The organism is Bacillus sp. FSL P4-0334 (genome assembly GCF_038004825.1).
In the GTDB taxonomy this organism is placed as follows: domain Bacteria; phylum Bacillota; class Bacilli; order Bacillales; family Bacillaceae; genus Bacillus; species Bacillus velezensis.
Window position 1 is genome coordinate 3,658,865 of record NZ_JBBORX010000001.1, and the last position, 26,724, is coordinate 3,685,588.

28 protein-coding genes are annotated in these 26,724 nt (G+C 47.6%); 7 read left to right on the plus strand and 21 right to left on the minus strand.

Going from position 1 to position 26,724, the window contains the following annotated elements:
- Positions 1-13: 13 nt before the first annotated feature.
- The 8 genes from mmgD to ytaF form a co-directional block, all read right to left on the minus strand.
- A complete protein-coding gene (mmgD, locus tag NSQ37_RS18310) occupies positions 14-1,111 on the minus strand; it encodes a citrate synthase (protein WP_007408375.1) in 1,098 nt (365 codons plus the stop codon).
- A gap of 23 nt (positions 1,112-1,134) precedes the next feature.
- The gene (locus NSQ37_RS18315; protein ID WP_043020801.1) at positions 1,135-2,268 is read right to left on the minus strand and encodes an acyl-CoA dehydrogenase; all 1,134 of its coding nucleotides are present in this window, start codon (positions 2,266-2,268) and stop codon (positions 1,135-1,137) included.
- 29 nt (positions 2,269-2,297) lie between these two features.
- Positions 2,298-3,149 (minus strand): 3-hydroxybutyryl-CoA dehydrogenase, encoded by an 852-nt coding sequence (locus tag NSQ37_RS18320; RefSeq protein WP_039254529.1) that lies wholly within the window; start codon positions 3,147-3,149, stop codon positions 2,298-2,300.
- A gap of 19 nt (positions 3,150-3,168) precedes the next feature.
- The gene (locus NSQ37_RS18325) at positions 3,169-4,350 is read right to left on the minus strand and encodes an acetyl-CoA C-acetyltransferase (RefSeq protein ID WP_099566895.1); all 1,182 of its coding nucleotides are present in this window, start codon (positions 4,348-4,350) and stop codon (positions 3,169-3,171) included.
- Between the two features lie 136 nt (positions 4,351-4,486).
- Positions 4,487-5,224, minus strand: a complete 738-nt coding sequence (locus tag NSQ37_RS18330) for a glycerophosphodiester phosphodiesterase (protein ID WP_099566896.1) — start codon at positions 5,222-5,224, stop codon at positions 4,487-4,489.
- A gap of 87 nt (positions 5,225-5,311) precedes the next feature.
- A complete protein-coding gene (locus tag NSQ37_RS18335; RefSeq protein ID WP_017418119.1) occupies positions 5,312-5,938 on the minus strand; it encodes an N-acetylmuramoyl-L-alanine amidase family protein in 627 nt (208 codons plus the stop codon).
- Positions 5,939-5,956: 18 nt separating this feature from the next.
- Complete coding sequence (locus tag NSQ37_RS18340; protein ID WP_014721488.1) at positions 5,957-6,274, minus strand: hypothetical protein; 318 nt, start codon at positions 6,272-6,274, stop codon at positions 5,957-5,959.
- Positions 6,275-6,582: 308 nt separating this feature from the next.
- Positions 6,583-7,206 (minus strand): sporulation membrane protein YtaF, encoded by a 624-nt coding sequence (gene ytaF, locus NSQ37_RS18345; RefSeq protein ID WP_076424956.1) that lies wholly within the window; start codon positions 7,204-7,206, stop codon positions 6,583-6,585.
- A gap of 146 nt (positions 7,207-7,352) precedes the next feature.
- Between ytaF and NSQ37_RS18350 the strand changes: the two genes are divergently transcribed.
- From NSQ37_RS18350 to alr, 7 genes are all read left to right on the plus strand, one after another.
- The gene (locus NSQ37_RS18350; protein ID WP_007408365.1) at positions 7,353-7,985 is read left to right on the plus strand and encodes a helix-turn-helix domain-containing protein; all 633 of its coding nucleotides are present in this window, start codon (positions 7,353-7,355) and stop codon (positions 7,983-7,985) included.
- Positions 7,986-8,281: 296 nt separating this feature from the next.
- Complete coding sequence (locus tag NSQ37_RS18355; protein ID WP_014470646.1) at positions 8,282-8,419, plus strand: hypothetical protein; 138 nt, start codon at positions 8,282-8,284, stop codon at positions 8,417-8,419.
- Between the two features lie 93 nt (positions 8,420-8,512).
- The gene (locus tag NSQ37_RS18360) at positions 8,513-9,631 is read left to right on the plus strand and encodes an NADH-dependent flavin oxidoreductase (RefSeq protein ID WP_015240192.1); all 1,119 of its coding nucleotides are present in this window, start codon (positions 8,513-8,515) and stop codon (positions 9,629-9,631) included.
- 114 nt (positions 9,632-9,745) lie between these two features.
- A protein-coding gene (locus tag NSQ37_RS18365) for an IS3 family transposase (RefSeq protein WP_094031235.1) occupies positions 9,746-10,896 on the plus strand; the annotation gives its coding sequence in 2 pieces (ribosomal slippage) (positions 9,746-10,019 and positions 10,019-10,896; 1,152 coding nt in all).
- 150 nt (positions 10,897-11,046) lie between these two features.
- The gene (locus NSQ37_RS18370; RefSeq protein ID WP_007408362.1) at positions 11,047-11,259 is read left to right on the plus strand and encodes a spore germination protein; all 213 of its coding nucleotides are present in this window, start codon (positions 11,047-11,049) and stop codon (positions 11,257-11,259) included.
- 125 nt (positions 11,260-11,384) lie between these two features.
- Positions 11,385-11,597 (plus strand): spore germination protein, encoded by a 213-nt coding sequence (locus NSQ37_RS18375; RefSeq protein WP_003153181.1) that lies wholly within the window; start codon positions 11,385-11,387, stop codon positions 11,595-11,597.
- Positions 11,598-11,773: 176 nt separating this feature from the next.
- Positions 11,774-12,955: an alanine racemase gene (gene alr, locus NSQ37_RS18380; RefSeq protein ID WP_007408361.1), complete on the plus strand. Its 1,182-nt coding sequence runs from the start codon at positions 11,774-11,776 to the stop codon at positions 12,953-12,955.
- Between the two features lie 144 nt (positions 12,956-13,099).
- On the opposite strand, the gene spo0A is transcribed toward alr, so the two are convergent.
- The 13 genes from spo0A to accC all read right to left on the minus strand — a co-directional run bounded on the left by spo0A (position 13,100) and on the right by accC (position 26,722).
- Positions 13,100-13,900 carry a sporulation transcription factor Spo0A gene (gene spo0A, locus NSQ37_RS18385; RefSeq protein ID WP_003153177.1) on the minus strand — a complete coding sequence of 267 codons (801 nt, stop codon included), beginning with the start codon at positions 13,898-13,900 and terminating at the stop codon, positions 13,100-13,102.
- Between the two features lie 280 nt (positions 13,901-14,180).
- On the minus strand, positions 14,181-15,461 hold the full coding sequence (gene spoIVB / locus NSQ37_RS18390) for a SpoIVB peptidase (protein WP_043020798.1): 1,281 nt from the start codon (positions 15,459-15,461) through the stop codon (positions 14,181-14,183).
- Between the two features lie 163 nt (positions 15,462-15,624).
- Positions 15,625-17,355 carry a DNA repair protein RecN gene (gene recN, locus NSQ37_RS18395; protein ID WP_007408359.1) on the minus strand — a complete coding sequence of 577 codons (1,731 nt, stop codon included), beginning with the start codon at positions 17,353-17,355 and terminating at the stop codon, positions 15,625-15,627.
- 31 nt (positions 17,356-17,386) lie between these two features.
- Complete coding sequence (gene ahrC / locus NSQ37_RS18400) at positions 17,387-17,836, minus strand: transcriptional regulator AhrC/ArgR (protein ID WP_003153173.1); 450 nt, start codon at positions 17,834-17,836, stop codon at positions 17,387-17,389.
- A 96-nt stretch (positions 17,837-17,932) separates the two neighbouring features.
- Entirely contained in the window at positions 17,933-18,778 is an 846-nt protein-coding gene (locus tag NSQ37_RS18405; protein WP_043020797.1) for a TlyA family RNA methyltransferase, read from the minus strand.
- Positions 18,775-20,676 (minus strand): 1-deoxy-D-xylulose-5-phosphate synthase, encoded by a 1,902-nt coding sequence (gene dxs, locus NSQ37_RS18410; RefSeq protein ID WP_341124439.1) that lies wholly within the window; start codon positions 20,674-20,676, stop codon positions 18,775-18,777. Before dxs ends, NSQ37_RS18405 begins: the two co-directional genes overlap by 4 nt.
- A gap of 143 nt (positions 20,677-20,819) precedes the next feature.
- Positions 20,820-21,710: a polyprenyl synthetase family protein gene (locus NSQ37_RS18415; RefSeq protein ID WP_007408353.1), complete on the minus strand. Its 891-nt coding sequence runs from the start codon at positions 21,708-21,710 to the stop codon at positions 20,820-20,822.
- Complete coding sequence (locus NSQ37_RS18420) at positions 21,700-21,954, minus strand: exodeoxyribonuclease VII small subunit (RefSeq protein WP_007408352.1); 255 nt, start codon at positions 21,952-21,954, stop codon at positions 21,700-21,702. Before NSQ37_RS18420 ends, NSQ37_RS18415 begins: the two co-directional genes overlap by 11 nt.
- Positions 21,954-23,297 carry an exodeoxyribonuclease VII large subunit gene (gene xseA / locus NSQ37_RS18425; protein WP_007408351.1) on the minus strand — a complete coding sequence of 448 codons (1,344 nt, stop codon included), beginning with the start codon at positions 23,295-23,297 and terminating at the stop codon, positions 21,954-21,956. The genes NSQ37_RS18420 and xseA overlap by 1 nt, the downstream gene beginning before the upstream one ends.
- Before the next feature lie 123 nt (positions 23,298-23,420).
- Positions 23,421-24,272 carry a bifunctional methylenetetrahydrofolate dehydrogenase/methenyltetrahydrofolate cyclohydrolase FolD gene (folD, locus tag NSQ37_RS18430; RefSeq protein WP_007408350.1) on the minus strand — a complete coding sequence of 284 codons (852 nt, stop codon included), beginning with the start codon at positions 24,270-24,272 and terminating at the stop codon, positions 23,421-23,423.
- 11 nt (positions 24,273-24,283) lie between these two features.
- A complete protein-coding gene (gene nusB / locus NSQ37_RS18435) occupies positions 24,284-24,676 on the minus strand; it encodes a transcription antitermination factor NusB (protein WP_007408349.1) in 393 nt (130 codons plus the stop codon).
- Positions 24,677-24,940: 264 nt separating this feature from the next.
- Positions 24,941-25,348 carry an Asp23/Gls24 family envelope stress response protein gene (locus tag NSQ37_RS18440; protein WP_003153156.1) on the minus strand — a complete coding sequence of 136 codons (408 nt, stop codon included), beginning with the start codon at positions 25,346-25,348 and terminating at the stop codon, positions 24,941-24,943.
- Positions 25,349-25,369: 21 nt separating this feature from the next.
- Positions 25,370-26,722, minus strand: coding sequence for an acetyl-CoA carboxylase biotin carboxylase subunit (gene accC / locus NSQ37_RS18445; protein ID WP_007408348.1), 1,353 nt, complete (start codon positions 26,720-26,722; stop codon positions 25,370-25,372).
- Positions 26,723-26,724: the final 2 nt, after the last annotated feature.

Below are 26,724 nucleotides of genomic sequence, written 5' to 3' on the forward strand. Positions count from 1 at the left end.
CTTTCTCATCTGTTTACAGGCGCGCTCCGGTATAGCGGACACGCGGGCGGAAAAGCCGGTTTCGGCTGTGCTGTTCAATGACGTGTGCGCACAGTCCGACCGTCCGTGCGCTGAAGAATATAGGCGTGTACAGCGGTATTGGGATGCCGAGCATGTAATAGACCGGCGCTGCGTAGTAATCTAAATTCGGATAAAGGCCTTTTTTCTCCCGCATGACGGTTTCGCCGGCTTCACACATATGATAAAGACGGAAATCACCTGAAAGATCAGACAGCTTTTTTAACGCTTCTTTCATCATGAGCGCCCTCGGGTCCATTTTTTTCATGTAGACACGGTGGCCGAAGCCCATGATTTTTTCTTTGTTTGCGAGTTTTTGAGTTAATAATTGTGTAAATCCGTCTGTATCCTTCGCTTCTTCAAGCATGTACATAACCGCTTCGTTCGCTCCGCCGTGAAGATTTCCCTTAAGCGAGGCGACGGCTCCGGTCAGCGCGCCGTAAATATCCGATTGCGTCGAAGCGATGACACGGGCCGTAAACGTTGAGTTCGGCAATTCATGCTCACTGTATAAAAGAAGCGACCGGTCGAAGATTTCTTCTTCCAAAGATGACGGTGTTTTTCCGGTAATCATATATAAAAAGTTTGCGCTGTATGATAAGGTTCCAACCGGCGCCAAAGGCTCCAGCCCGTTGATGACTCGATAGCTGTTGACCGTCAGATTCGGCATTTTGCCTATCAGTCCGCGTACGCGGTGCTGATTTACGGAAGATGAACGGTCATCGATGTCCTTGTCAAAGCCTCCAAGCGCGGACAAACCCGTCCTCAGTCCGTCCATCGGGTGAGTATGTTCGGGCAGCAGACGGCATATGTGCAAGATTTCCTCGGGAAGGTGCCCGCCGCGCCGAACGTCTTCTTCAAGCGCCGCCTTCTCTTTCGCATCAGGAAGTCTGTCTTCCAATAAGAGATGAACAATGTCCATATAGCCGGCCGTTTTAGAAAGCTCAATCAGATCGTGGCCTTTGATTAAAATACTGCCCTGCTGTGTATCCAGGAAAGAAATCCCCGTTTCCACCGCAATGACGCCATCTAAACCGGGAGAATAAGATTCCATGGTTTCGCTCCTTTGCGCACTTTTTATTGAAGAAGATACTTAGAAATAATCAGCCTTTGAATCTCATTGGTTCCTTCATAAATTTGCGTGACTTTCGCATCCCGAAATAAACGCTCCGCGGGATACTCTTTCATATAGCCGTAGCCGCCGTGAATCTGCACAGCCTCCACCGCCGCTTTCATCGCCGCATCGGACGCGAATTGCTTCGCCATAGATGCTTCTTTTCCGCACGGAAGCCCTCGCTGATACAGATCAGCAGCATGATAGACCAATAATTTGGCAGCTTCCGCATTCGTCGCCATGTCAGATAATTTAAATGAAACGGCCTGATTCGAAGCGATGGGTCTGCCGAACTGGCTGCGGGTTTTGGCGTACTCCACCGAGCAGCCGAGCGCCGCTTCGATAATCCCGAGCGCCTGAGCCGCTATGCCGATCCGTCCGACGTCAAGGTTTTTCATGGCGATTGAAAAGCCCTCGCCCTCTTCGCCGAGCCGGTTTTCAATCGGAATTTCCGCTTGGTCAAACTGCAATTCGACAGTATTGGAACCTAACAGTCCGAGCTTTTTTTCTTTTTTTCCGACAGAAAAACCGGGTGTGTTTTTTTCAACGATAAACGCGGAAATTCCCTTTCTTCCCTTACCTGGATCGGTTATGGCGAATGTCAGATACAGATCTGCCGCTCCGCCGTTTGTAATAAAGATTTTTGAACCGTTCAGAATATATGAACCGCCTTTTCGCACAGCCGTTGTTTTCAGGCTTCCCGCATCAGATCCGGATTGAGGCTCAGTAAGCGCAAAAGCCCCAATATATTCGCCCGCTGCCAGCTTCGGAATATACGTTTGTTTTTGGGCTTCTGTCCCGAAATGCAAAATCGGGATTGTCCCTACCGATGTGTGGACGGACAAAATAACGCCGACGGCCGCGCTGACTTTTGATATTTCATGAATCGCTAAAATGTAAGATGTTGTATCAGCACCCGCCCCGCCGTAAGTTTCCGGGACGGGAATACCCATCAATCCCGCTTCGCCCATTTTTTTAATCAGCCGCTCCGGAAATTCATCTGTTGATTCCATGAGCTCAACCACCGGCGCGATTTCCTTGCGGGCAAAATCACGCACCATTTTTCTCATCATGATGTGCTCTTCTGTAAAATGCATGGCTGCCGTCTCCCCTCATGATCTTTACGTCATCTGCCGTACTCATAAAAACCGCGCCCGCTTTTTTTGCCGAGCCAGCCGGCGCTGACATATTTTCTGAGCAGAGGGCATGGGCGGTATTTCGAATCTCCGAGCCCCGCATAGAGAACCTCCATAATGGAAAGGCACGTATCCAGCCCGATGAAGTCAGCTAATGTTAAAGGACCCATCGGATGCCGCATGCCGAGCTTCATCACCTCATCAATGGCTTCCTTTGAAGCTGCTCCTTCGTAAAGGCAATAAACGGCTTCGTTAATCATCGGCATTAATATGCGATTAGATATAAAGCCCGGGAAGTCATTGACTTCGACAGGGGTTTTATTCATCCGGACGGCAAGCTTCTTTACTGTTTCCGCCGTTTCTTCCGATGTGGCGAGTCCTCTGATGACTTCGACAAGCTCCATGACAGGAACCGGATTCATAAAATGCATGCCGATTACTTTTTCAGGCCTTTTTGTGGCCGCGGCAAGCTCCGTAATGGGAAGAGAAGACGTATTGCTTGCCAATACGGCATGAGGGGGACAGATTTTATCTAGTGTGTCAAACAATTCTGCTTTTGCTTTTTTGTTTTCTGCAATGGCTTCAATTACAAAATCAGCATCTCCCGCTTCTGTGAGCTCTGCCGGGGAAATACGGCTGAAAACGGCATCTGTCTCCTGCTGTGTCTTCCGTCCTTTTGCCTGCTCTTTCTCCAGGTTTGTCTTTATGCGGTGAAGACCTTTTGTTACCGTTTCCGGCTCCCAATCGTATAACTTGACGGCAAACCCGGCTTCTGCAGCCGTCTGCGCGATGCCTGCTCCCATCTGACCCGCACCTGCGACCATGATTGTTTTCATCTTCATCCGGCGCTCCCTCCTTTGATCAGTACACCTCAAGCAGGACGGCATCTCCTTGAGCCGCTCCGCTGCATATAGCCGCTATGCCTAAACCTCCTCCGCGACGCTTTAATTCGTATATTAAACTCATGATGATTCTCGCTCCGCTTGCGCCGATCGGGTGGCCGAACGCGATTGCCCCTCCGTTTACATTCACTTTTTCCCGGCTGAACCCGGCTATTTTTTCACTCACCAGCACGACAGACGCAAATGCCTCATTTACCTCAAACAAATCAATATCGTCAACGGACAGTCCGGTTTTTGTCAAGAGCCGGCTGATGGCCTCTCCCGGCGCGCTGGCCAGCTCGGACGCTTCCAGTCCGACTGACGCAAAGCCAAGTATCGCTGCGAGCGGCCTGACATGCTGCTTCGCGGCTTTTTCCTCTGACATCAGCACAAATGCTCCTGCCCCGTCATTTACACCGGGAGCGTTTCCGGCTGTAACCGTTCCGTCGGCTGTAAAAATTGGCTTGAGCGCTGCAAGCTGCTCAAGGCTCGTATCAGGGCGCAGCCCCTCATCCGCTTCAACGGTATGCTGTTTGCCCTTTTTGCCGGTCCAGGTGACGGGGACAATTTCTTCACGCAATTTGCCCGCCTCGGCCGCCTCAGCCGCGCGTTTCTGACTCAAAAGAGCGTAATGATCCTGTTCATCCCGGGAAATGCCGTACTTTTTGGCCGCAGTGCTTCCGTGGACAGCCATATGCACCTGGTCGAACGCACAGGTCAGCCCGTCATGAACCATTAAATCCTGAAACACCCCGTCCCCCATCCTCACACCCCAGCGGCCGGCCGGAATGGCGTACGGAATGTTGCTCATGCTTTCCATTCCGCCTGCAATCAGCACGTCCGCATCTTTCGCCCGGATCATTTGATCACAGATGGTAACGGCCCTGAGCCCTGATGCACAGACCTTATTAATGGTTTCAGCCGGAACGGACCACGGAAGCCCGGCATATCTTGCAGCCTGCCGTGCCGGAATCTGCCCGGCACCCGCCTGGACGACCATTCCCATCACCGTTCCTTCCGCTTCGCTTTCACTGATAGCGGCGCGCTTGATTGCTTCTTTTATGGCGATGCCGCCAAGCTCGGCCGCCTTTACCTCTTTTAATGTGCCGCCAAATTTTCCGAACGGCGTTCTTGCCGCACTGACGATAACCGTTTTTCCCACAATTTTGCCTCACTTTCAATAAGATAAAAGATAACGCTTACACAAAACTGTTACAATATATGAACCGGCTGACCGAGTTATGAGTGCACCGCCTTTTTCCCGCCCATAAAAAAAGAAGACTGTCTGAACAGTCTTCTCAGCTGCGGCATTCTTCTTTTATAGAAACAGCCAGCTTTGGATAATCGGTAAAAATTGCGTCTGCTCCCGCTTTCATCAGCTGCTTCATATCCTCAGGACGATTGACGGTGAACGGACGGAGCGCCGCTTGGTGTTTTGCAAGATGTTTGATCACTTCAGCGCTCACCGCCGGCGTACCGAGCTTCGGATGATAACCCGAAGCGGGAATGGCGGCAAGATACCGTTCAGGCCGGTACAGCACATCCATTGTCAGCACCGCCCGCTCAATTTCAGGCGCCAGGGCATAGCAAACCGCGAGACTCTCATGATTAAATGAAGAAAAAATAACGCGCTTTTCCAGTCCGTAATATCTGACTTTTTTAATCACTTCTTCTTCCATTCCTTCGTAACGGAATACACTGTTTTTCAGCTCAATGTTTATCAGAAAATCAGCACGTTCCGCAAAACGCAGCACATCTGACAAAAGCGGAATTCTGACACCTTTAAAAGCATCTTTCCATTTTCCGGCGGCATCAGCGGTTCTGATTTTGTCATACGCCGTATCTTTCACAAATCCTTTCAAAGACGTCGTGCGGTCGAGTGTTTCATCGTGAATGACCACGATCCGGCCGTCTTTTGTCATCTGTACATCAAGTTCGATTCCGTCAGCCCCGTCCTCAATCGCTTTTTTGAACGCGGGCATCGTATTTTCAGGGCAGTCGCCCGACGCCCCCCGGTGGGCAAAAATATTCGTCATATGTGTCACCTCAGGTGTTTGTCATCGGTTTTCTCTATTATATTCGTTATGCACATAAGGAGGGCGCTATTTACACATATTTTATAATTACCGTCCGCTGTAATAGGTTTCGATTCCGTTTACAACGGCGTCCGCGGCGTGCTCTTGTCCGTTATCGCTTTTCAGCTTGTCCGCATCTTGAGGATTTGTGATAAAACCTAATTCAGCCAGCACACTCGGCATCTTTGAATATGTAATGACATAAAAAGGAGCTTCTTTTACGCCTCTGTCCTTCATCCCTAAAGACGTGACAAGCTGCTGCTGGATGTCGGAAGCAAGCCTTTCGCTGTCTGCTCCTTCATATGTCGAATTAAAATACGTTTCCGTGCCCGATGCCGTTGAGACGGCTGAATTCGTATGGAGGCTGACGAATAAATCGGATTGGCTGGCGCTTGCTTTCGCCACCCGCTCGTCCAAACGTAAAAAAGTATCGTCAGTCCTTGAAGCAACAGGTTTTGCGCCTTCTGTCTCCAATTTGGCGATCACCTTGTTTGACACCGCTAAATTGATGTTTTTCTCAAGCAGTCCATTTCCGCCGGCCCCGCTGTCTTCTCCGCCATGTCCGGCATCGATATAAATGGTTTTCCCTTGCAAAGGTTCAGCTGCATAAGCAGACGGCGCAAGCAGAAGAAGAGCGGCACCGAAGGCAGCAGCACTTTTTGTCAGTAAACCCACGTTTTTTCCTCCCCGTTTTCACATATCTGTTTCTTTTTTCAGTTCCTCAAGCCGTAATTGTCCGTTGCTCTCTTTTTTATAGGTGATTTGCACCGCCGTATGTTCAGGCAGAGACTGACATTCAAACCGCTTAGCGAAAGGCACCTTCACCTCTTGCCTTTCTCCGTCAATTTCGACCGCGATCGTATCGTTTCCGGCCGCTTTTATAAATGTTCCTTCCTGTGTAAATGACGGCGCCGCATCAGCCTCCGCGGTATACTCGCAGCCTGATAACAGCCATGCGGTGAAGATCAGAAGTATGACAGACTTCACACAGATCACCTCACGTTTTCTCATTCGGCTTTATCTTTGAACAGAATGACCGATTTGTAAAGGGAGCCTCCATTCCTCCAGCGCTTTTCCATATTTGGAATGAAGGCTATCTGACCTGCTGTTTACCTGAACTTAGAAAGAAAACAAGCTGATCAGTCTATGAAAAAGGTTCTGTCTGAAGGCCGAATATGCAGAATTTAACGGAAACGGACGACTTTCTGTTCATTTTGAAAAAATATCAGATCGGCAAAAAAAGAGAGCCGCGTCATGCGCTCTCCCGAATAGAAACATTCATATTTATTTTGAGCTTTTCATAAAATGAACGGGACAACTTAAAAGAGCAGCGTATTGGCGGCAATGATGAGAATAATCACTCCGCTCAGCACCGTGCTGAACTGTCCGATGTGAAAAGAACCGATGCGCAGTGACGCGGCTTTTTTTCCAAGCGAGCAGCCGATCCATATGGTCAGAAAGCTTCCGACCGCCGCAGTGATGGAAATGGCAGCGGGAGAAAGCCCGATCAACCCCGCGCTTAATCCGTTGGTCAGCGCATTTGCGGATACGGCTACCCCGAGAACCATGGATTCCAATATACCGATTTCTCCCGAACCGTCGGCATCCGCTGCCTCCGGATTTTGCAGCAGACCGGCAAAACGGCCTTTTTTTCCTGACGCGCCAACACGCGCTGTTTTTCTCGGCACAGCCAGCAGAATGATGCGGATACCGATGACAGATAAAATAAACGCCGCCAGTAATACAGGAAGAAAGCCCGGTAAAACGGCTGAAATCCATTTGCCGAAATAAATTCCGATATAACTGAATACAAAACAGATAAAAGCGATCATCATATTTGACGCATGCGATATTTTGATTTTTCTGATGCCGTATGACATCCCCACTCCTAAATTATCAATGCTCGAGGACACTGCCAAACCTAAAATCAATAACCAAGCCATGTTCGTTTCTCTCCATTCTTTGATGTCTTTTCAACATGTTGTGCCGTTGAATCTACACTATCCTATTCAGCAGCACAGAAAAGGTACCTATTCTGCAAAAATTATTGATTAATGATCATCATTCCGGCGGAAACGAGGTGACACCCTTGACAGAAAATAAAAATACGACACTGGGGCCCCTTTTAAAATCACTGCTTGATAAGCACTCGCTCTCCATGAGAAAACTCGGCGCCTTAACAAACATTGATACGGCCACCATCTCCCGGATTATAAACGGCAAGCAGAAGGCCAATTTAAAGCATCTTCAGGAATTTTCAAAACATCTCCGCACCCCGCTGGAGGAATTGCTTGAGGCGTCAGGCATAGACATCGGCCATGAAAAAGAAGCTGCGCCGCAAGACCCGATGCACGCGATTCAGGATATGCTGAATATGGCCGAGATGTTTGATCAGCCTTTTTCCCGGGAGCAAATTGAGCGCGAACTGACCAGATATGAACAATATGCCAAAACCCAGCAGGGCCATCGCCTGATTTGCGATGAGTTTCAAAAGAAAATGGACAATGAAGAAAGCGTCGGCCCTTTTATTGATCATTTGAAAAACATGCATCATCAGTATATGGATGAATCAACACCGGCTGAAGACCGCGCGATTCTCGGGAGCGCGCTGCTGTATTATATTTTAGCGACCGACGTCATTCCGGATTACATGTTTCCGATCGGCTACCTGGATGACGCCATCGCCGTTCAAATCGCTTTGAACCGGCTGAAAAAAAAGTAAAGGCGCTTAAAAAAGCGCCCTTTTTGTGTTGAAAAATATGAAACACCGCATTACGGTTTTGTCAAAACAGAGACAGCTGTCATATGATACATCAACCTAACAAAAAGGAGGGTGTCTTCTATGGACAGCAACACAGTTGTGGCAGTGTGCGCTCTGTTAAGTGTTGTGATTCAGATCGGAACGATATTCGCCGCAGGAAAGTGGAAAAAAGAATAAATAAAAACAAATTGACGGTTTTTTCGCACAAGCGTATGCTTATAAATAACCTTGTAAAAGATAAGAAAGAAGATATGTATATGAAAAAAATCATTCTCCTCTTCGCCGCCGCTGTCATATTCAGCTCGATCGGCCATCAAATTTCAGGAGGATATAAAGATCCTGAAAAGGAACGGAGAAAACCGTTTCATTCGTTTAAATGGTTCAGCCGGTCATAACCTCAGGAAGAAGAACAAGCAAAATAATTGCACACAATTAAAACATAAGCTAGAATACGGACGAGTTAAACTCCTAAGGAAGAAGGCGAAATGATGAAGCAAACTTATAAACCGCTGTTTGAACCTTTTACGTTCGAAAGCGGCGTCACCATACCAAACCGTATTTCAGTCGCACCGATGACACACTATTCATCAAATGATGACGGAACGATTTCCGACCGTGAATTAAGCTACATTACTCCCCGTTCAAAAGAAATGGGCATGGTCATTACGGCATGTGCAAACGTAACGCCGGACGGCAAAGCGTTTCCAGGCCAGCCCGGCATCTATGATGATTCTCACATTCCCGGCTTGAAAAAACTCGCTCAGGCGATCCAGTCTCAAGGAGCGAAAGCCGTTGTGCAGATTCACCACGGAGGATTGGAATGCCCTCCTGAACTCGTGCCAAACAACGACGTCGTCAGTCCGAGCGGCTCAGAAGAAGACGGGAGACAAACGTCCCGGGCTCTCACCGAACAAGAAATTGAGCACATCGTGAAAGCATTCGGCGAAGCGACACGCAGAGCGATTGAAGCCGGCTTTGACGGTGTTGAAATTCACGGGGCAAACGGGTACCTGATTCACCAATTTTATTCACCGAAAACAAACCGGCGCACAGACCGCTGGGGCGGAAGCGATGAAAAGCGCCTTGCGTTCCCGCTTGCAGTCGTTGACGCTGTCAAACAGGCAATTGATACACACGCTGAAAATCCATTCGTTCTCGGCTACCGCCTGTCACCGGAAGAGCCGGAAACACCGGGGCTTACAATGAAAGAAACATTCATGCTCGCCGACGCGCTTGCGGAAGAGAACTTGGATTATCTGCATATTTCACTGATGGATGTCAACTCCAAAGCCCGCCGCGGGGCGGATTCTTCACGGACGCGGATGGATTTATTAAACGAACGCGTCGGCCATAAAGTGCCGCTGATGGCCGTCGGTTCCATCTATACCGCGGACGAAGCGCTTGCTGTATTAGAAAGCGGAATTCCGCTGGTGGCTCTGGGACGTGTCATTTTGATTAACCCCGAATGGGCGGTGCTGGTCAAAGAAGGCCGCGAACAGGAAATCGAAAAAGCCATTCAAGCATCTGAAATTGAGAAATACCGACTTCCTGAACCGTTATGGGAAATGATTCAGAATACAGGCGGCTGGGTGCCGTTTGAAAAGTAGACTAAAAAAACTGCCGGATGGGGACTGACCCCATAATATGAGACAAACAAAAAACACCTTCAAGTTTGAAAACGGATCGTTGTTATCCGAAATTAGACTTGGAGGTGTTTTTCTATGAGGGCAAGAGTGAGTTATCCGGTTGAAGTCAAACAGAAGGCTGTAGAAATGAGATTGGCGGGCGTGCCTGTGAAGGAGATCATGCAGGAATTGAATATAAAGAATAAGACGCAGGTGCAGACATGGGTCAGGTGGTATAAAGCTGGGGACACACATCGATTCGAACAACCTGTCGGAAAGCAATATTCTTATGGAAAAGGTCCAGAGTATTCTTCCGAATTAGAGAAACTGCAGGCAGAAAATCGTTATCTGAGACAACAGAATGAAGTGTTAAAAAAGTACAACGAATTGGAAAGGAAGCTGATAGCGAAACGCCAGTCGAGCTTGTAGAAGCATTGCGCAGCACAATGACCATAAAGGATATCTGTATTCATTTAGGTATCTCACGAGCATCTTATTATCGTTGGAAGAAGAATCTGATGAAAGATAACCCTAAATACCATTTAGAAAAACAAATCGGCACGTTGTGCCGAGAACACAAGTATCGATATGGCTATCGGAAAATCACAGCCATATTAAAAAAGGGAATGCGTATGAATCATAAAACGGTTCAGCGCATTATGCAGAAGAATCAGTGGCAATGCCGGGTTAAGGTGAAAAAGCGTAAGAAGAATGGGCAGCCATATGCCGTGGCCGAGAATATATTGGATCGGAACTTTCAGTCTGATCGCCCTCTGGAAAAGCTAGTAACGGATATCACATATTTGCCTTATGGGCAGAAACAATTGTATCTTTCCAGTATATTGGATTTATACAATGGAGAAGTGATTGCTTTTACGATTGGCGATAGACAGGACACAGACTTTGTCTTACACACACTTGATCAGCTGCCCGCACTGCCAGAGAACTGTGTGTTACATAGTGACCAAGGTTCTGTTTATACATCTTATGAGTATCAGAAAGCTGTTAAAACAAAAGGCATTACCATGAGCATGTCCCGCAAAGGGACGCCCGCTGATAATGCCTCCATCGAATCGTTTCATTCCTCACTAAAGTCTGAAACGTTCTACCTCGACAGGTTGGAAAGCACTACGACGACCATCGTAGAACAAACTGTCGAAACCTATATACACTATTATAACAACATTCGTATTCAAACGAAACTAAACAACCAGCCGCCGGTCACATACCGACAGCTGGCTGCTTAAAGGTGTTTTGATCCCTGTCTCAAAAACGGGGGTCAGTCCCATGTCCGGCAGTTTTTTTTGATTTACAAGTTTTTACCGCTTTGTTTACTCCTATTTCTAACACACAGCGTACATATAGTAAATAGATTAATAGAAAGGAGACCGTATATGATGGCTGGTTTTCCTATTACGATTAACAGTCTTTCCGGAAACGGGGTTGTCAATGTCGGCGGTGCGTTTTCGATAAGTCCTTTAACCGTATCAAAAACCGTCTACGGCTCAGGTGGGGGAAATACAGGGATGGTCCTGCAAATGAATCAATCCAGTACATCTCAATCTTCAAGCTCTCAATACTCTGATCAAAATGTAACGAAAACACTATGACATCCGTATTTCCCTCCCTTTCCGGCTGGCAGCAGCCGGATTCTTTTTGCCGTTTTGTTTAATCTTATTCCATATCACAGCGTACATATAGTTAGTAGACTGTGAGAGAAAGGAGAAAAAATAGAATGAGCGGTTGCCCGATTACGATAAACAACGTATCAGGAAACGGAGTTGTCAATGTTGGCGGCGCCATATCCATCAGTCCGCTGACTGCATCAAAAACTGTTTTCGGTGCCGGAGGGGGAAATATCGGCATTGTCATTCAAAACAATGCTGTAAGCCAGTCCAAAATGTTTGAACATCAATTTTCAGATCAGAATATTGTAAAGTCAATTTAAGGGCTGCCATGCAGCCCTTTCAGCATAAATAAAGCAGCCACACTGATTTCCCAAAAACTTGATTTTTAAACATCAGCGATCACCTTCCCTTGTTTTGAATGATTTCAGTTCAAGGTGAATAGAATGCAGATTGAAAGCATGAGTACTGAAACTCATTAAGGAAAGAAGGAATCGTGATGAAAAAACTTTGCCGGGAAGTTTGGATTGAAGTTGACCTTGATGCGATAAAAAAGAACGTACGGGCGATCCGCCGCCATATTCCGAATACGTCTAAAATTATGGCCGTCGTAAAAGCGAACGCTTATGGCCACGGCTCTGTGGAAGTAGCGCGGCAGGCACTGGAAAGCGGGGCGAGCGAGCTCGCTGTCGCCAGCGTCGAAGAGGGAATTGTGTTACGGAGAGCGGGAATTACGGCACCTATTCTTGTGCTCGGCTTCACAGCTCTCAGCTGTGTGAAAAAATCTGCCGTTTGGAACATAACATTATCAGCGTTTCAAGTCAGCTGGATCAAAAAAGCGAATCGGATATTGGAAAAAGAAGCAGATTCGAAACGGCTGTCCATTCATATCAATGTGGATACGGGAATGGGCCGGCTGGGTGTGCGTACGGAAGAAGATCTTTTAGCAGTGGTGAAAGCGCTCAAGTCGAGTACATATCTGTCATGGGATGGCATCTTTACACATTTTTCAACAGCGGATGAACCGGACACTGAGCTGACGATGCTGCAGCACGAAAAGTTTATCAGCTTTCTCCGCTTTTTAAAAAATCAAGACATTACGCTGCCTACCGTGCATATGTGCAATACAGCCGCCGCTATCGCATTCCCGGAATTCAGCGCCGACATGATCCGTTTAGGCATTGGGTTATATGGTTTATATCCGTCCGCCTCGATAAAGGAACTGAACCTCGTAGATCTCACACCCGCACTAAGTTTAAAGGCGCGTATCGCTTATGTGAAAGCCATGGTGACAGATCCCCGGACCGTCAGTTATGGCGCCACATATATCGCCGAACCGGGTGAAATCATCGCGACGATTCCGATCGGCTATGCTGACGGTTACTCCCGCGCCCTGTCCAACCGCGGGTTTATTCTGCACCGCGGCAGACGGGTGCCGGTAGCGGGGAGAGTGACAATGGATATGATCATGGTCAGTTTAGGTGAGAATGAGGGCAAACAAGGAGAAGAAGTCGTCATCTACGGTAAACAACAAGGAGCCGAGATTTCCGTTGATGAAATTGCCGAAATGCTCGGTACGATCAGCTACGAAGTCTTATCTGTGTTAAGCCGCCGCGTCCCCCGCTTTTATTTCAGAGACGGCAAAATCATTAAAATATCAGCTCCGGTATTATACGTGTAGACGTCATAGATCCCGCATTTATAGAACAAGTAACGGCGTGAGTGATTTCCATTGTTTTCGCCAGCAAAATTTCAAAACGCCTTCTCTTCCGCGTTCATGCACGGAATAGAAGGCGCGAAAAAGACATATGGCCAAAAGCTTGCGTTACGAAGCTTTATGCTCCAATCTCAGCTTGTCAGCAACCATCGCGATGAATTCCGAGTTGGTTGGCTTTGCTTTTGTCATGCTTACCGTATATCCGAACAGTGAAGAAATGGAATCAATATTTCCCCTGCTCCATGCGACTTCAATGGCGTGGCGGATGGCCCGTTCTACACGGCTTGCGGTCGTGTTGAATTTTTTGGCGATGTCGGGATAAAGGACTTTTGTGATGCTGCCGAGGAGTTCAATATCGTTATACACCATGGAAATGGCTTCACGCAAATAAAGATAGCCTTTGATATGGGCAGGCACACCGATCTCATGGATAATGCTTGTAATGCTGGCATCGAGATTTTTCCGCTTCGGTTCCGGCTGGCTGCGGATAATACTGCTTTGCGCGGACGGCGCACGGTGTGTGACACTGCTGACATTTCCGCTTACCTGGCGGATATGGCCGACAAGGTTTTCCATATCAAACGGCTTCAGGATGAAATAGGACGCGCCTAAATCGACGGCTTTTTTCGTAACGTCTTCCTGACCGAATGCCGTCAGCATGATGACGTTCGGCTGCTTCTCGAGCTCTGATTCCCGCAGACGCTCCAAAACCGCAAGTCCGTCCAGATGCGGCATGATAATGTCTAAAACGAGCACATCTGGATTCTTATCTTTAAACAAAGAAAGACATTCCTGTCCGTTATAAGCAACGCCGATCACTTCCATATCATCCTGTCCCTCTATATATTCACTCAACAGGCTTACAAGCTCTCGATTATCATCAGCAACACAAACTTTAATTTTCTCCACGTTTCTTCCTCCCCCAATGTATTAACAGGACGCAACCCATTTGACTGCTACATGTTACATTCGACAAAACCACTACTTCCCCTTTTAAAAAATCCATATTTACCAATAATAGTGGTATATCTTTGTTTTTCTAGCATTTTCTAGGTTTTTCGACTAAAAATTAAGTTTGACAAATCAGGAAACGTGAATTTGTCGAAAAATCTTCATGTCTTATTTTACATGAATCCAGGAAAGAAGTGAAGAACGCATCACATAAAAAAACTGCCGGATCATCCGGCAGTCAGCTTGCTTTGTCTTTCCCGTAAACATCAACACCCGCTTCAGACAGCATCCATTCGATATGAACGCCGTAGCCGCTTGTCGGATCATTGACAAATACGTGGGTTACGGCTCCGACGACCTTTCCGTTCTGGATGATCGGGCTTCCGCTCATCCCCTGAACGATTCCGCCGGTTCTTTTCAGCAGTTTCGGATCTGTCACTTTCAACACCATTCCCTTTGTCGCCGGGAATTTTTGCGGCGTGGTGCTGACGATTTCAATATCAAATTTCTCTACTTTATCGTTTTCGATAACCGTCAGCATTTGCGCAGGTCCTTTTTTTACTTCATTTGACAAAGCAATCGGAAGCGCTTTGTCGGAAATGTTGTTTTTAATCGGCTGATGCAGTGTCCCGAAGATGCCGAACGGGCTGTTGCGGTTAATATCGCCGATCGTTTTCCGTTCTGACGAAAACCTTGCCAGTTTTTCGCCTGGATTGCCGCCTTTTCCTTTTTCAATCGATGTTACAGTTGAACGGACGATTTCTCCGTCTTCTACAACAATCGGTTTTTTTGTATCCATATCAGAGATGACGTGGCCCAATGCGCCGTATTTTTTTGTTTTCGGTTCAAAAAATGTCATGGTGCCGATGCCGGCTGCCGAATCGCGGATATAAAGGCCGATTCGATATTTCCCCTCGGCTTCGTCCTTTGTCGGAATCAGCTTTGTTTTGATTTTTTGCTTATCGCGTTTCACCAATAAATCCAAAGATTCACCGGTTTTGCCCGCTTTTTGAATAAACGGGGCGATGTCGCTCATTTTTTCAATTTTATGTCCGTTCATTTTAATAATGATGTCGCCAGATTCAATTCCCGCTTGTTCTCCCGGAGACTTTTTTCCATCCTTTGTCATCACTTGGTGAAAACCGACGACCAAAACACCGACTGAATGCAGTTTTACACCGATGGACTGTCCGCCCGGAATGACCTTCAATTCTGGAAGGACACGCACTTTCGTTTTTTTAATGGGAAATCCGGCAAGATCATATACTACTTCCGACCGGCCTTGTGTTTGCCCTGTTATGTTTGCATGGCCGTGCTCTTCTTTCAGCGTAAAGGCTTCTGATAATTCGCCCTTTTCAGCGCTTATTGATGCATTGACCGAAACGGCCTGTGTCTGGTTTTCAAAGACGCTCATTTCTGATGGTATCAGTAAATATTCTTTAAATGGCTTAAAAAAGCCTACACTTAGTAAAGAAACAAGGAGAATTACACCTATTGCTTTCCTCATGTTATCGTGCATTCATTCCTTCACTCTCCTCGCTCCTATCCCACACCACTTTCTTTTTCTGCTACATCTATACTTTTGCCTTCCTGCGCTTGATTTATAACCGGCATACGAAGAAAAACATTGGATACACTGTTAGAGAAATGGAACAAAAAAATAAGCTGCCTGTATCAGCAGCTTATCCTGTCGTTTTGACCTGTCCGGCCTGTTTTAAAAGCTCTTGTGCATGCCGTTTTGTCAGATCGGTCACTTCGACGCCCGCAATCATGCGGCCGATTTCCGCTACCTTGTCCTGTTTGGAAAGCGGCGTGACATGCGTTGTCGTCCGGCCGTCTTTGAATTCTTTTGCGATTAGAAGGTGCGTATCCGCCATAGCGGCAACCTGCGGCAGGTGTGTAATGCAGAGCACCTGTGAACCGGTCGATACTTTATGGATTTTTTCCGCGATGGCTTGGGCAACCCGCCCGCTTACACCGGTGTCCACTTCGTCAAAGATGATGGAGGTGACATCCTGCTGGGAAGAAAAAATACTCTTCATCGCCAGCATCACCCTTGAAAGCTCGCCTCCGGAAGCGACCTTTGACAGCGGTTTTAAAGGCTCACCGGTGTTTGTTGAAATTAAAAACTTCACAAGGTCAATCCCCTTTTGGGTAAGCTGCACGGGCTGCCCGTTAACAACCGGTGCTTCACTGGCTGACGGATCGGTTTTCACGAGAAATTCCGTATCAAACGTTGATTTGCCCATATACAGACTTTTTAATTCCTGATGAATCGCTTCCGCCAGTTTCTTAGCCCAAGCTTTTCTGATTTTTGATAAATTGGCGGCTTCTACGGCCACATCTTTGCCGACCGACTCCAATTCCTTCTTCAGCGCTTCAAGGTGGCTGTCGCGGTTCTCGATTTGATCGATTTCCTCTTCTATTTTAGAGCCGTATTCCAAAATGTCTTCTACCGTCGCTCCGTATTTGCGCTTCAGCTGTTTAATTTCGTTTAAACGGGTTTCAATAAAATTCAGCCGTTCCGGGTCATATTCCAGATCATCTAACAGATTGCGCATCTGAAAGGTTGCATCCTCCAGCAGATAATAGGAACTTGACACACTTTCAGACAGCTTTTGCAGCGGTTCATTGATATCCGAAATATCTTCAAGCTGGGCAGAGGCCATTCCGACCCAGTCAAGCCCCCCCTGCTCGCTGCGGAGCGCATTATAGGCGTTTTGCAATGATTCATAAATTTTTTCAAAATTGGATATCTGCTTCCGTTCTTCCTGAAGAAGCTCGTCTTCATTCAATTCAAGCTTCGCCGACTCGATTTCTTCAAGCTGAAATTGAATCAGGTCTAACCGATGCGCCATTTCCTGCTCGCTTTCTGACAGCTTCTTCACTTTTTTGAGCAGCTTCATATAACGCTCATAGCCTTCATGGTAAGCCTGAAGCGCGGATTCGGCCTCAGCGCCCGCAAACCTGTCCAACAGCTCTAAGTGTTTATCGTCCTCCATTAACAGCTGGTTATCATGCTGTCCGTGAATATCTAATAAAAGTCTGCCGATTTCCCTCAAAGCCGCAATCGTCACTAATTTTCCGTTGACACGGCAGACGCTTTTTCCTCCGGCATTAATGTCCCTTCTCATGACAATCATGTCGTCAGATGCGTCTATTCCCTGCTCACGGCATACTTCAAAAACGGGATGACCGCTGTCCAAAAGAAACAGTCCTTCAAGCTCGGCCTTTGTTTCACCGTAACGGACAAATTCAGACGAGCCGCGGCCGCCGACTAATAGGGAAACGGCGTCTATAATAATTGACTTGCCGGCCCCTGTTTCTCCCGTCAGGACGGTGAGCCCCCGTTCAAACGAAATCGTCAGTTCCTCTATAATGGCAAAGTTTTTTATTGATAGTTCAGCTAACAAACAGCATTCCACCTTTTATCTGATAATTACGCTACAGCAGCTCCAAAAGACGGCTTTGAACGCCCTCCGTATCTTCAGGCGTCCTGCAGATGATTAAGATCGTGTCATCTCCGCAAATCGTGCCCATGATTTCTTCCCATTCGAGATTATCCATCAGAGCGCCGATTGCCTGAGCATTCCCCGGCATCGTTTTTAATACGATCATATGGCTTGCTGAGTCAATTTTTACGAACGCATCCATTAATGAACGCTTCAGTTTTGACAGCGGATTGAACCGCTGATCCGCCGGCAGGCTGTATTTGTAGGAGCCGTTGTTTGTCGGCACCTTTACGAGATGCAGCTCTTTAATGTCTCTGGAGACAGTCGCCTGAGTTACCTTATATCCTTCTTCTCTCAGCATGTCAACTAAGTCATCCTGCGTTTCAATCTCATGGCTTGTAATAAGCTCTCTGATTTTTATATGCCTTTGGCCTTTTGTCATGTAAGCACCTCTGTTTTCAAGCTGTTCTTGTCATTATGTTAACCGCTTCTTGATAAAAAGTACATGATGGCAGAAAAAAGGAATAATAGCCCCCTATTATTCCGGTACATCTGTCTTTTTGGCTTTTAATGTCTCATGTGCTTCGCGGACGGTACGGTGAATGTCTTCTTCCGGCAGTTCAGCGCCGTTTCCGTCTTCTCCGCCCCATTCCAAATGAAGCAGAAACTCAATATTGCCGTCTCCCCCTGTAATCGGTGAGAAGGACAGTCCTTTCACTGTATATCCTTCAGAAGCGGCAAATTGATTCATGCGGCGGAGAACGTCAGTATGAACGCCGGGATCTCTGACAATGCCTTTTTTTCCGACGGATTCCCGCCCGGCTTCAAATTGCGGCTTCACCAGTGCGATACAATCGCTCCCCGGTACAAGCAGCGTTTTTAAAACCGGCAGAATGAGGCGGAGTGAGATGAAAGAAACATCGATTGTCGCAAATTCCGGCAAACCCTCTGTGAAATCGGAAGGCTCGGAATAGCGGAAATTCGTTCGTTCCATGACGACGACCCTCTCGTCCTGTCTGAGCTTCCAAGCAAGCTGATTATAGCCGACATCCACTGCGTAGGACCGCTCGGCTCCGTTTTGGAGGGCGCAATCCGTGAATCCCCCCGTAGACGAGCCGATGTCAATCATCGTTTTGCCTTTTACCGAGACGGGAAACACTTCCAGGGCTTTTTCAAGCTTTAATCCGCCTCTGCTGACGTATTTAAGAGGGTTTCCTTTTACCGTTAACGGAAGATCCCGGGCGATTTTTTCACCCGGTTTGTCCAATCGGTTTTCATTTGAGTATACGATGCCCGCCATAATGGCGCGTTTCGCTTTTTCCCGCGTTTCCGCAAGGCCTTTTTCTACAAGAAGTACATCTAATCGTTCTTTTTTTGCTGTCATGATCCAATTCCTTTATGTGTCTTCGGCGGCATCAGCAGTTTGATCCGGTTCATAACCTCAACCTTAGTGAGACCGATTTCTTCAAGCAGGGCGGTTACGCTGCCGTGTTCAATAAACCGGTCTGGGATGCCCATTCTGTCAATCGGTGTATGATACATGCCGAGGTCATGAGCGTATTCAAGAATCGTGCTGCCGAATCCGCCTTCAAGCACGGCTTCTTCTATCGTTAAAATCGGCAGACCTTCATTAAGAATGGCCTTCATCATTTGTTTATCAATCGGTTTTATGAACCGCGCATTCACGACACGCACGGTCAGGCCTTCTTTTTGCAGTTCTTCAGCCGCTTCCAGCGCCATTTCAATGGTCGTACCGAATGTTAAAATGACCGCGTCTTTTCCGGGACGGAGCACTTCCCATGTTCCGATCGGAATGGTTTTCAGCTCTTTATCCATCTTTACGCCGAGCCCGTTTCCGCGCGGGAAGCGCATCGCGATCGGACCCTCCTCATAATTAAGGGCTGTATTGACCATATGGCGGCCTTCATTTTCATCCTTCGGCATCATTAAAACGAGGTTTGGTATATGCCGCAAAAAGGCGATGTCAAAGACGCCTTGATGCGTCTCCCCGTCAGCGCCGACCAAACCGGCGCGGTCAATGCCGATAAACACATTCGCGTTTTGACGGCAGATGTCATGGACGACCTGATCGTACGCCCGCTGCAAAAAGGTCGAATAAATCGCAAGAAACGGCTTCATGCCTTGGAGCGCCATTCCAGCCGCCATCGTCGCCGCATGCTGTTCTGCGATTCCGACATCAAACATGCGTTCAGGGAATTCTTTCGCAAACCCTTCCAGTTTGGAGCCGACCGGCATGGCCGGTGTAATGGCGACAATTCTGTCATCCTCACGTGCCAGCTCCTGCACGGTGCCGCTGACAAGTCCGCTCCATGAAGGCGCCGCGGCTTTCGGCTTGACGAAATCACCCGTATTGATTTTATACGGACCCGTTCCGTGCCATGTGCCGATTGTGTCGGTCTCAGCCGGTTTATAGCCTTTGCCCTTTTTCGTGATGACATGTAACAGGACAGGGCCTTTCGTTTTTTTGGCGTATTGCAGGTTTTCAAACAGTTCGTGGTAGGAATGACCGTCAACCGGGCCTAAATACGTAAAGCCCAGCTCTTCAAAAAACATGCCTGACACAAGCATATATTTCAAACTGTCTTTTATCCGTTCAGCTGTGGCGGCCAATTTTCCGCCGACGGCCGGGATGCGCTTAAATAAATATTCAAGCTCGTCTTTTACCCATTGATATTTGCCGGCCGTGCGAAGCCGTCCCAGCATAGAATGAATCGCCCCGACATTCGGCGCAATGCTCATCTCATTATCATTCAGGATGACGATCATGTCTTTCTTCTCATCACCGATATGGTTCAGCGCTTCAAGCGCCATTCCTCCGGTTAAAGCGCCGTCTCCGATAATCGGGATGATATATTCTTTCGATCCTTTAATATCACGGGCGGCAGCCATTCCCATCGCGCCTGAGAGCGAGGTTGAGCTGTGGCCTGTTTCCCATACGTCATGTTCGCTTTCGCTGCGTTTCGGGAAACCGCAAAGCCCTTTATATTGGCGCAAGGTTTCAAACTCCTTGCCGCGTCCGGTTAACAGTTTATGAACATAGGACTGATGTCCGACATCCCATAAAAATTTATCTTTCGGACTGTCAAATTCTTTGTGAAGCGCAATTGTCAGCTCGACAACCCCAAGGTTCGGCCCGATATGGCCGCCAGAGGCAGACAGCGATGTGATGAGGAAATTGCGGATCTCCTCACTCAGCTCTTCCAGCTGTTCAATTGACATCTTTTTAAGAAATGACGGGTCCTGTATTGATAAAAGATCCAAAGCGGATCAACTCACTTTCAGCATGAATTTCTGCAAATTAAACAGTGTCTTTTTGAAAAAAGAAAAAGACTCCCTTTGTATTTTCATCGAAACTGCTTACATTTTACCATAGGAGCGGCAGCCCCTTCAAATCAGGACCGTTTTTAATGATCTCTCGCCGCGATTAAATCACAGAGGTCATGCAGCAATTCTTTCTGAAGAGAAAGGCCGCTGATGATCTGTTTCGCCTCGCTTATATGATACGCAAGCTTTTCTTTCGCGCCTTCAAGCGTTAAAAGCGACGGATACGTTGACTTTTCATTCGACGTGTCTGAGCCGACCGGTTTGCCGATCCTCTCCTCATGCCCTTCAATATCAAGGATGTCGTCTCTGATTTGGAATCCGATGCCGATATGGCTGCTGAACAGACGGAGCTTTTCGACTTCATCCTCCGGCGCATCTGCCAAAATGGCGCCCGCCGTCACGGAAAAACCGAGGAGCTTGGCCGTTTTCCGCTCGTGGATGGATTCCAGCTCCTCAAGCGTTATCCGCTTTTGTTCCGCTTCCATGTCGGCAGCCTGTCCGCCGACCATTCCTTCCGTTCCCGCCGCGCTGATCAGCTCATCGACGAGACGGAGCCGTTTTTCTGCTGAAACCGCCTCAGACACATGAGATGTGATCAGTTTAAAGCTTTCTGTCAGAAGCCCGTCTCCGGCCAATACGGCTGCCGCTTCTCCGAAGACTTTATGGTTTGTGGGCTTTCCCCGGCGCAGATCATCATCGTCCATGCAAGGCAAATCATCATGGATTAAAGAATACGTATGAATCATTTCGACAGCGCATCCGACCGGAATCCCGTCTTTTTCATCTTTTCCGTAAGCATTCAGAACGGCTAAGACGACGAGGGGGCGCAGCCTCTTTCCGCCCGCTTCCAAAGAATACAGCATAGATTTTTTGAGGGTTTCCGGCATCGCAAGCCGTTCTGTATACAAAGAAAGCTGCTGTTCAATCAGTTGTTTGCGCGATGCTAAAAATGCGTCCAGTTTATTTGTCACCTTCGTCTTCCTCCTGAACGCTGAAAGGTGCAAGTTCGCCGTTATCTTTTAAAATAAAGTCCATTTGCTTTTCAACATGCTGAAGCTTTTCATGGCACATTTTTGAAAGGGCCATCCCTTCCTGAAAATAATTAATCGCCTGCTCCAGCGGCACGTCTCCTTCTTCAAGCTTTGCCACAATGCCTTCAAGGCCTTTCATCGCCTCTTCAAATGTCAGCTCTTCACTTTTTTTGGTTTCTGTCATTATCGTTCGCCTCTCTTTTGCAATACTTCACACGTCAGAACGCCGTCTGTCATCTTTACTTCAAGCGTATCATTTTGTTCCACTTGATCAACGCTTTTGATCAGCTCTTTGTCTTTATAGGCCAGGCTGTATCCTCTCTCCATCACCTGAAGGGGACTTAATGCATTCAGTTTACCAAGAACCGTCTGAAACTGCGAATGAAGCTGCTTCAGCTGGACATTCATGCTTCGGGCGAGCTGATTTGAGCGCTCCTCGTACCGTTTTTTCGCCTGTTTCAGCTGGGTTTCAGGGTGGAGCGCCGTTAATCTGTACGTATTCCGCTCCAGCTGCCTTTGTTTCCTGTCCGTAAGCCCTGTGAGCTGTGATTGGAACTGCTGATACAAAAGGTCAAACTGCTGTTCTTTTTGGGTATACAATCGTTTCGGAAAACGGAACGCGTAGGATGACTGGAGCGATTGAACCCGTTCTTTTTTCTTGCTGATATGCTGCTGCATCGCTCTTGTCAGGCGGACTTCCGCCGTTTTTGTCCGTTCCATTAAGTCCGTCGTGTGGGGGACGGCGATTTCTGCCGCTCCTGTCGGCGTTGCCGCCCGGATATCCGCGACGAAATCACTGATTGTAAAATCTGTTTCATGTCCGACGGCTGATATAATCGGAATGGCGGAAGCAAAAATCGCCCGGGCCACGATTTCTTCGTTAAATGCCCACAATTCTTCGATCGAGCCCCCTCCTCTTCCGACGATCAGGACGTCACACATTTTTTGTGCATTGGCTTCTTCAATGCGCTTCACAATCGATCTGCTGGCATTTTCACCTTGAACGAGCGCGGGAAGCACAATGACTTTCACAAGGGGGTATCTTCTTTTGAGTGTGGTAATGACGTCTCTGACGGCTGCTCCCGTCGGTGACGTGACGACCCCGATCGTGGCCGGAAAAGCGGGGATGGCCTGCTTATGCCGGTCATCAAACAACCCTTCGCCGGCAAGTTTTTTCTTTAATTCTTCATATGCTAAGTAGAGCGCCCCCACACCGTCCGGCTGCATTTCTTTCGCGTACAGCTGATAGCTTCCGCTCGGTTCATAGACGGAGATGCCGCCTCTTACGATGACCTTCATTCCGTCTTCTGGCTTAAACGCAAGCCTCGAACTTTGCCTCTGAAACATGACGGCCTGCATGCGGGCATGCTCATCTTTTAATGTAAAATAGATGTGGCCTCTCGTATGAATTTTAACATTGGAGAGCTCACCCTTAATCCAAATGTCTTCAAGATGAGGGTCCACATCGAATTTTCGTTTAATGTATTTGGTCAGCGCGGAAACCGTGACATATGCCGCTTCACTCACATCCTGCACTCCTTTCATAAAGGCTTTTTGCCCTAAACTAAGAAAACCCGCTCTGGCTGAAAGGAGCCTTAAGAAGCGGGTATCGTGCTCATTGTCACAATTTTTGTGACTGTCTCCGGTTATCTATGATAACGTACGTCTGGCAGATTTAACAGTATTATGCGCAAGCATTGTGATGGTCATCGGACCTACTCCGCCCGGCACCGGCGTAATGAAAGATGCTTTTTCTTTCGCTTCATCAAACTGAACGTCTCCGCAGAGTTTTCCGCTTTCGAGACGGTTGACGCCGACATCAATGACAATGGCGCCCTCTTTGATTTGATCAGCTTTGATGAAGTTCGCTTTACCGACCGCTACCACAAGAATATCTGCTTTTTTCGTATGCTCAGACATATTTTTCGTGCGGGAATGGCAATATGTGACGGTCGCGTTTTCGTTCAGCAGCAGCTGGCCGACCGGTTTACCGACAATATTGCTTCGTCCGACTACAACAACTTCTTTGCCGGAAAGATCTACGTTCGTCTTTTTCAATAACTCGACAATTCCGTGCGGCGTGCATGGAAGAAATGTATCTTCGCCAAGCAGCATTTTCCCGACGTTGAGAGGGTGGAAACCGTCAACATCCTTATCAGGGGAGATCCGCTCGATTACGGCTTTTTCAGAAATATGATCCGGGAGCGGCAGCTGGACGAGAATGCCGTGGAATTCCGGATTTTGATTATACTGATCAATCACTGTTAAAAGCTCCGCCTCGGTTAAGCTTGAGTCAAAGCGGTCAAGCTTAAATTTCATTCCCATTGTTTCAGCGGCTTTTTTCTTGCCTGTCACATATGAAACAGAAGCGGGATCGTCTCCGATTAAAATGACCGCCAATCCAGGCACTACGCCTTGTGCTTTCAGCTCTTCTACTTCTTTTGCCAATTGTTCGCGTTTTTCTTTAGCCGTTTCTTTTCCGTCGATGATTGTTGCAGTCATTTTCTTTCCTCCTATGATTCGATATCAGTTTTAATGTTAGAAAGAACCCCGTTTACGAATTTTGCAGCTTTATCGTCGCCGAACCGTTTTGCCAGCTCGATTGCTTCGTTTAATGACACGTTAGCAGGAATGTCGTCAGAATAAACCATTTCATACACCGCCAGACGCAGGATCGCGCGGTCTACGTTTGCAATCCGGTCAAGCTTCCAATTGACGAGATGGCCGGAAATCATTTCATCAAGCTGAACCTGATGTTCGATCACTCCGTACACCAGCTGTTCAAAGAAGGCATCTGTTTTTTCACCATCAAGCGCGTGCTCAATGGCATCGTTCGGTGCAATATCGCTGACATCAATCTGAAAAAGTGCCTGCAAAGCTTTTTCTCTAGCTGTTCTTCTTTTCATTTTCTTTCTCCTTCAGATCCGCTTTATCCGCTTGTCGTTAAGCTTAAAGAGATCATAACATATTTTTTTCTCAATCGCATGTCGAAATTTAGGTTTTTTCACCCTAATGCCGAATATTTTCACAAACCGTATTAATTTCATTCGGATTTCACAGCATGAAGAAACTCGGCTGCCGTTTGTAAGCCGGCTTTCTTCATGCCTGAAATGACGGGAAACGTATAAAAAACCAAAGGGCTGCCCATCCCCTTGGTTTTTATACGCTCATTACATTTCTTCGTCGATTTCGACTTCTTGGGCTTTCGTGTCAAATTGAATGCCGACGATATGAATATTGATTTCATTAATGGTCAGAGACGTCATGTTTAATAAGGTTTGGCGGATATTCTCCTGAACGCTTGCCGCCACTTTCGGGATCGAGATCCCGAATTGAACGACGCAATAGACGTCGATGGTAATCCCGTCATCGGCTAAATCGACCTTTACGCCTTTGCCGTGATTGATTTTGCCGAAGCGTTCTACGACGCCCGTGGCGAAATTGCCGCGCATTTCAGCAACTCCTTCAACTTCGGAAGCGGCGATGCCGGCAATGACTTCAATGACCTCAGGAGCAATTTCAACCTTGCCTAAATGAGCCTCATCATGATCCATTTTAAGCACACTGTTGTCTTCCATTCAATTCACCTCCCGCAAAAATTATGAGCCCATTACATCATATGTTTCTAAAAACTTTGTATTAAACTCTCCGCTGACAAATGTTTCGTGTTCAAGCAGTTTCAAATGGAACGGAATCGTCGTTTCAATACCTTCAATCACGAATTCGCTCAGCGCGCGTTTCATCCGTGCGACTGCCTCATCACGCGTTGTTCCGTATGTGATGACTTTAGCAATCATACTGTCATAGTACGGCGGGATCGAGTAGCCGGGATATGCGGCTGAATCCACGCGTACGCCGAGTCCGCCCGGCGGCAGGTACATGTTAATTTTACCGGGTGAAGGCATGAAGTTTTTCGCAGGATTTTCAGCGTTGATGCGGCATTCAATCGCCCAGCCGTTAAATTCAACGTCTTCCTGTCTGAGCGAAAGCTCCTGTCCGGATGCCACTTTGATCTGTTCTTTGATCAGATCCGTTCCCGTCACCATTTCTGTGACAGGATGCTCTACTTGAATACGCGTGTTCATTTCCATGAAGTAGTAGCGCTGTTCTCTGTAGTCATAGATGAATTCTACTGTGCCGGCTCCCGTGTAACCGACGGCCTTCGCTGCTTTTACCGCTGCTTCACCCATCTGCTCCCTGATTTCAGAATCAAGCGCAGGTGACGGTGACTCTTCAAGAAGTTTTTGCAGACGTCTTTGGATAGAACAGTCACGCTCTCCGAGATGGATCGTGTTTCCGTAATTATCCGCAAGCACCTGAATTTCAACATGGCGGAAATCTTCTATGTACTTCTCGATGTACACACCCGGATTTCCGAATGCCGTAGCGGCTTCCTGCTGGGTAATTTCAATGCCTTTGATCAGTTCTTCTTCTGTGCGTGCGACCCGGATGCCTTTTCCGCCTCCGCCCGCAGTGGCTTTTATAATGACAGGATACCCAATTTCACCTGCAAGCGAAACCGCTTCTTCCGTATTTTTTATGATTCCTTTTGAACCGGGCACAATCGGCACGCCCGCCAGCTGCATCGTGTCGCGCGCGATATCTTTTGTTCCCATTTTTGAAATGGCGTCCGCCGTAGGGCCGACAAACGTTACGTTTAATTCCTCGCACAGCTCGGCAAAGTCGGCGTTTTCAGCTAAAAACCCGTATCCCGGATGAATCGCATCCGTGCCGGTCAGCTTTGCGACGCTGACGATGTTCGTTACATTTAAATAGCTTTCTTTTGATGTTTTCGGCCCGATACAAAAAGCCTCATCGGCCATTTGGACATGCAGGGCGTCTTTATCTGCCTCAGAATAAACGGCTACAGTTTCAATGCCCAGCTCTTTGCAGGCCCGGATGATTCTGACGGCGATTTCTCCTCGGTTGGCGATCAATAGCTTTTTAATCATAA

Excerpts from the sequence above, each read along its gene's own strand:
- mmgD (WP_007408375.1), bottom strand. The coding sequence starts at position 1,111 with ATGGAATCTTATTCTCCCGGTTTAGATGGCGTCATTGCGGTGGAAACG.
- NSQ37_RS18315 (WP_043020801.1), bottom strand. The coding sequence starts at position 2,268 with ATGCATTTTACAGAAGAGCACATCATGATGAGAAAAATGGTGCGTGAT.
- NSQ37_RS18320 (WP_039254529.1), bottom strand. The coding sequence starts at position 3,149 with ATGAAGATGAAAACAATCATGGTCGCAGGTGCGGGTCAGATGGGAGCA.
- NSQ37_RS18330 (WP_099566896.1), bottom strand. The coding sequence starts at position 5,224 with ATGACGAATATTTTTGCCCACCGGGGGGCGTCGGGCGACTGCCCTGAA.
- NSQ37_RS18340 (WP_014721488.1), bottom strand. The coding sequence starts at position 6,274 with ATGAGAAAACGTGAGGTGATCTGTGTGAAGTCTGTCATACTTCTGATC.
- ytaF (WP_076424956.1), bottom strand. The coding sequence starts at position 7,206 with ATGGCTTGGTTATTGATTTTAGGTTTGGCAGTGTCCTCGAGCATTGAT.
- NSQ37_RS18355 (WP_014470646.1), top strand. The coding sequence starts at position 8,282 with ATGAAAAAAATCATTCTCCTCTTCGCCGCCGCTGTCATATTCAGCTCG.
- NSQ37_RS18360 (WP_015240192.1), top strand. The coding sequence starts at position 8,513 with ATGAAGCAAACTTATAAACCGCTGTTTGAACCTTTTACGTTCGAAAGC.
- NSQ37_RS18370 (WP_007408362.1), top strand. The coding sequence starts at position 11,047 with ATGGCTGGTTTTCCTATTACGATTAACAGTCTTTCCGGAAACGGGGTT.
- NSQ37_RS18375 (WP_003153181.1), top strand. The coding sequence starts at position 11,385 with ATGAGCGGTTGCCCGATTACGATAAACAACGTATCAGGAAACGGAGTT.
- alr (WP_007408361.1), top strand. The coding sequence starts at position 11,774 with ATGAAAAAACTTTGCCGGGAAGTTTGGATTGAAGTTGACCTTGATGCG.
- spoIVB (WP_043020798.1), bottom strand. The coding sequence starts at position 15,461 with ATGCACGATAACATGAGGAAAGCAATAGGTGTAATTCTCCTTGTTTCT.
- ahrC (WP_003153173.1), bottom strand. The coding sequence starts at position 17,836 with ATGACAAAAGGCCAAAGGCATATAAAAATCAGAGAGCTTATTACAAGC.
- NSQ37_RS18405 (WP_043020797.1), bottom strand. The coding sequence starts at position 18,778 with ATGACAGCAAAAAAAGAACGATTAGATGTACTTCTTGTAGAAAAAGGC.
- NSQ37_RS18420 (WP_007408352.1), bottom strand. The coding sequence starts at position 21,954 with ATGACAGAAACCAAAAAAAGTGAAGAGCTGACATTTGAAGAGGCGATG.
- folD (WP_007408350.1), bottom strand. The coding sequence starts at position 24,272 with ATGACTGCAACAATCATCGACGGAAAAGAAACGGCTAAAGAAAAACGC.
- nusB (WP_007408349.1), bottom strand. The coding sequence starts at position 24,676 with ATGAAAAGAAGAACAGCTAGAGAAAAAGCTTTGCAGGCACTTTTTCAG.
- NSQ37_RS18440 (WP_003153156.1), bottom strand. The coding sequence starts at position 25,348 with ATGGAAGACAACAGTGTGCTTAAAATGGATCATGATGAGGCTCATTTA.
- accC (WP_007408348.1), bottom strand. The coding sequence starts at position 26,722 with ATGATTAAAAAGCTATTGATCGCCAACCGAGGAGAAATCGCCGTCAGA.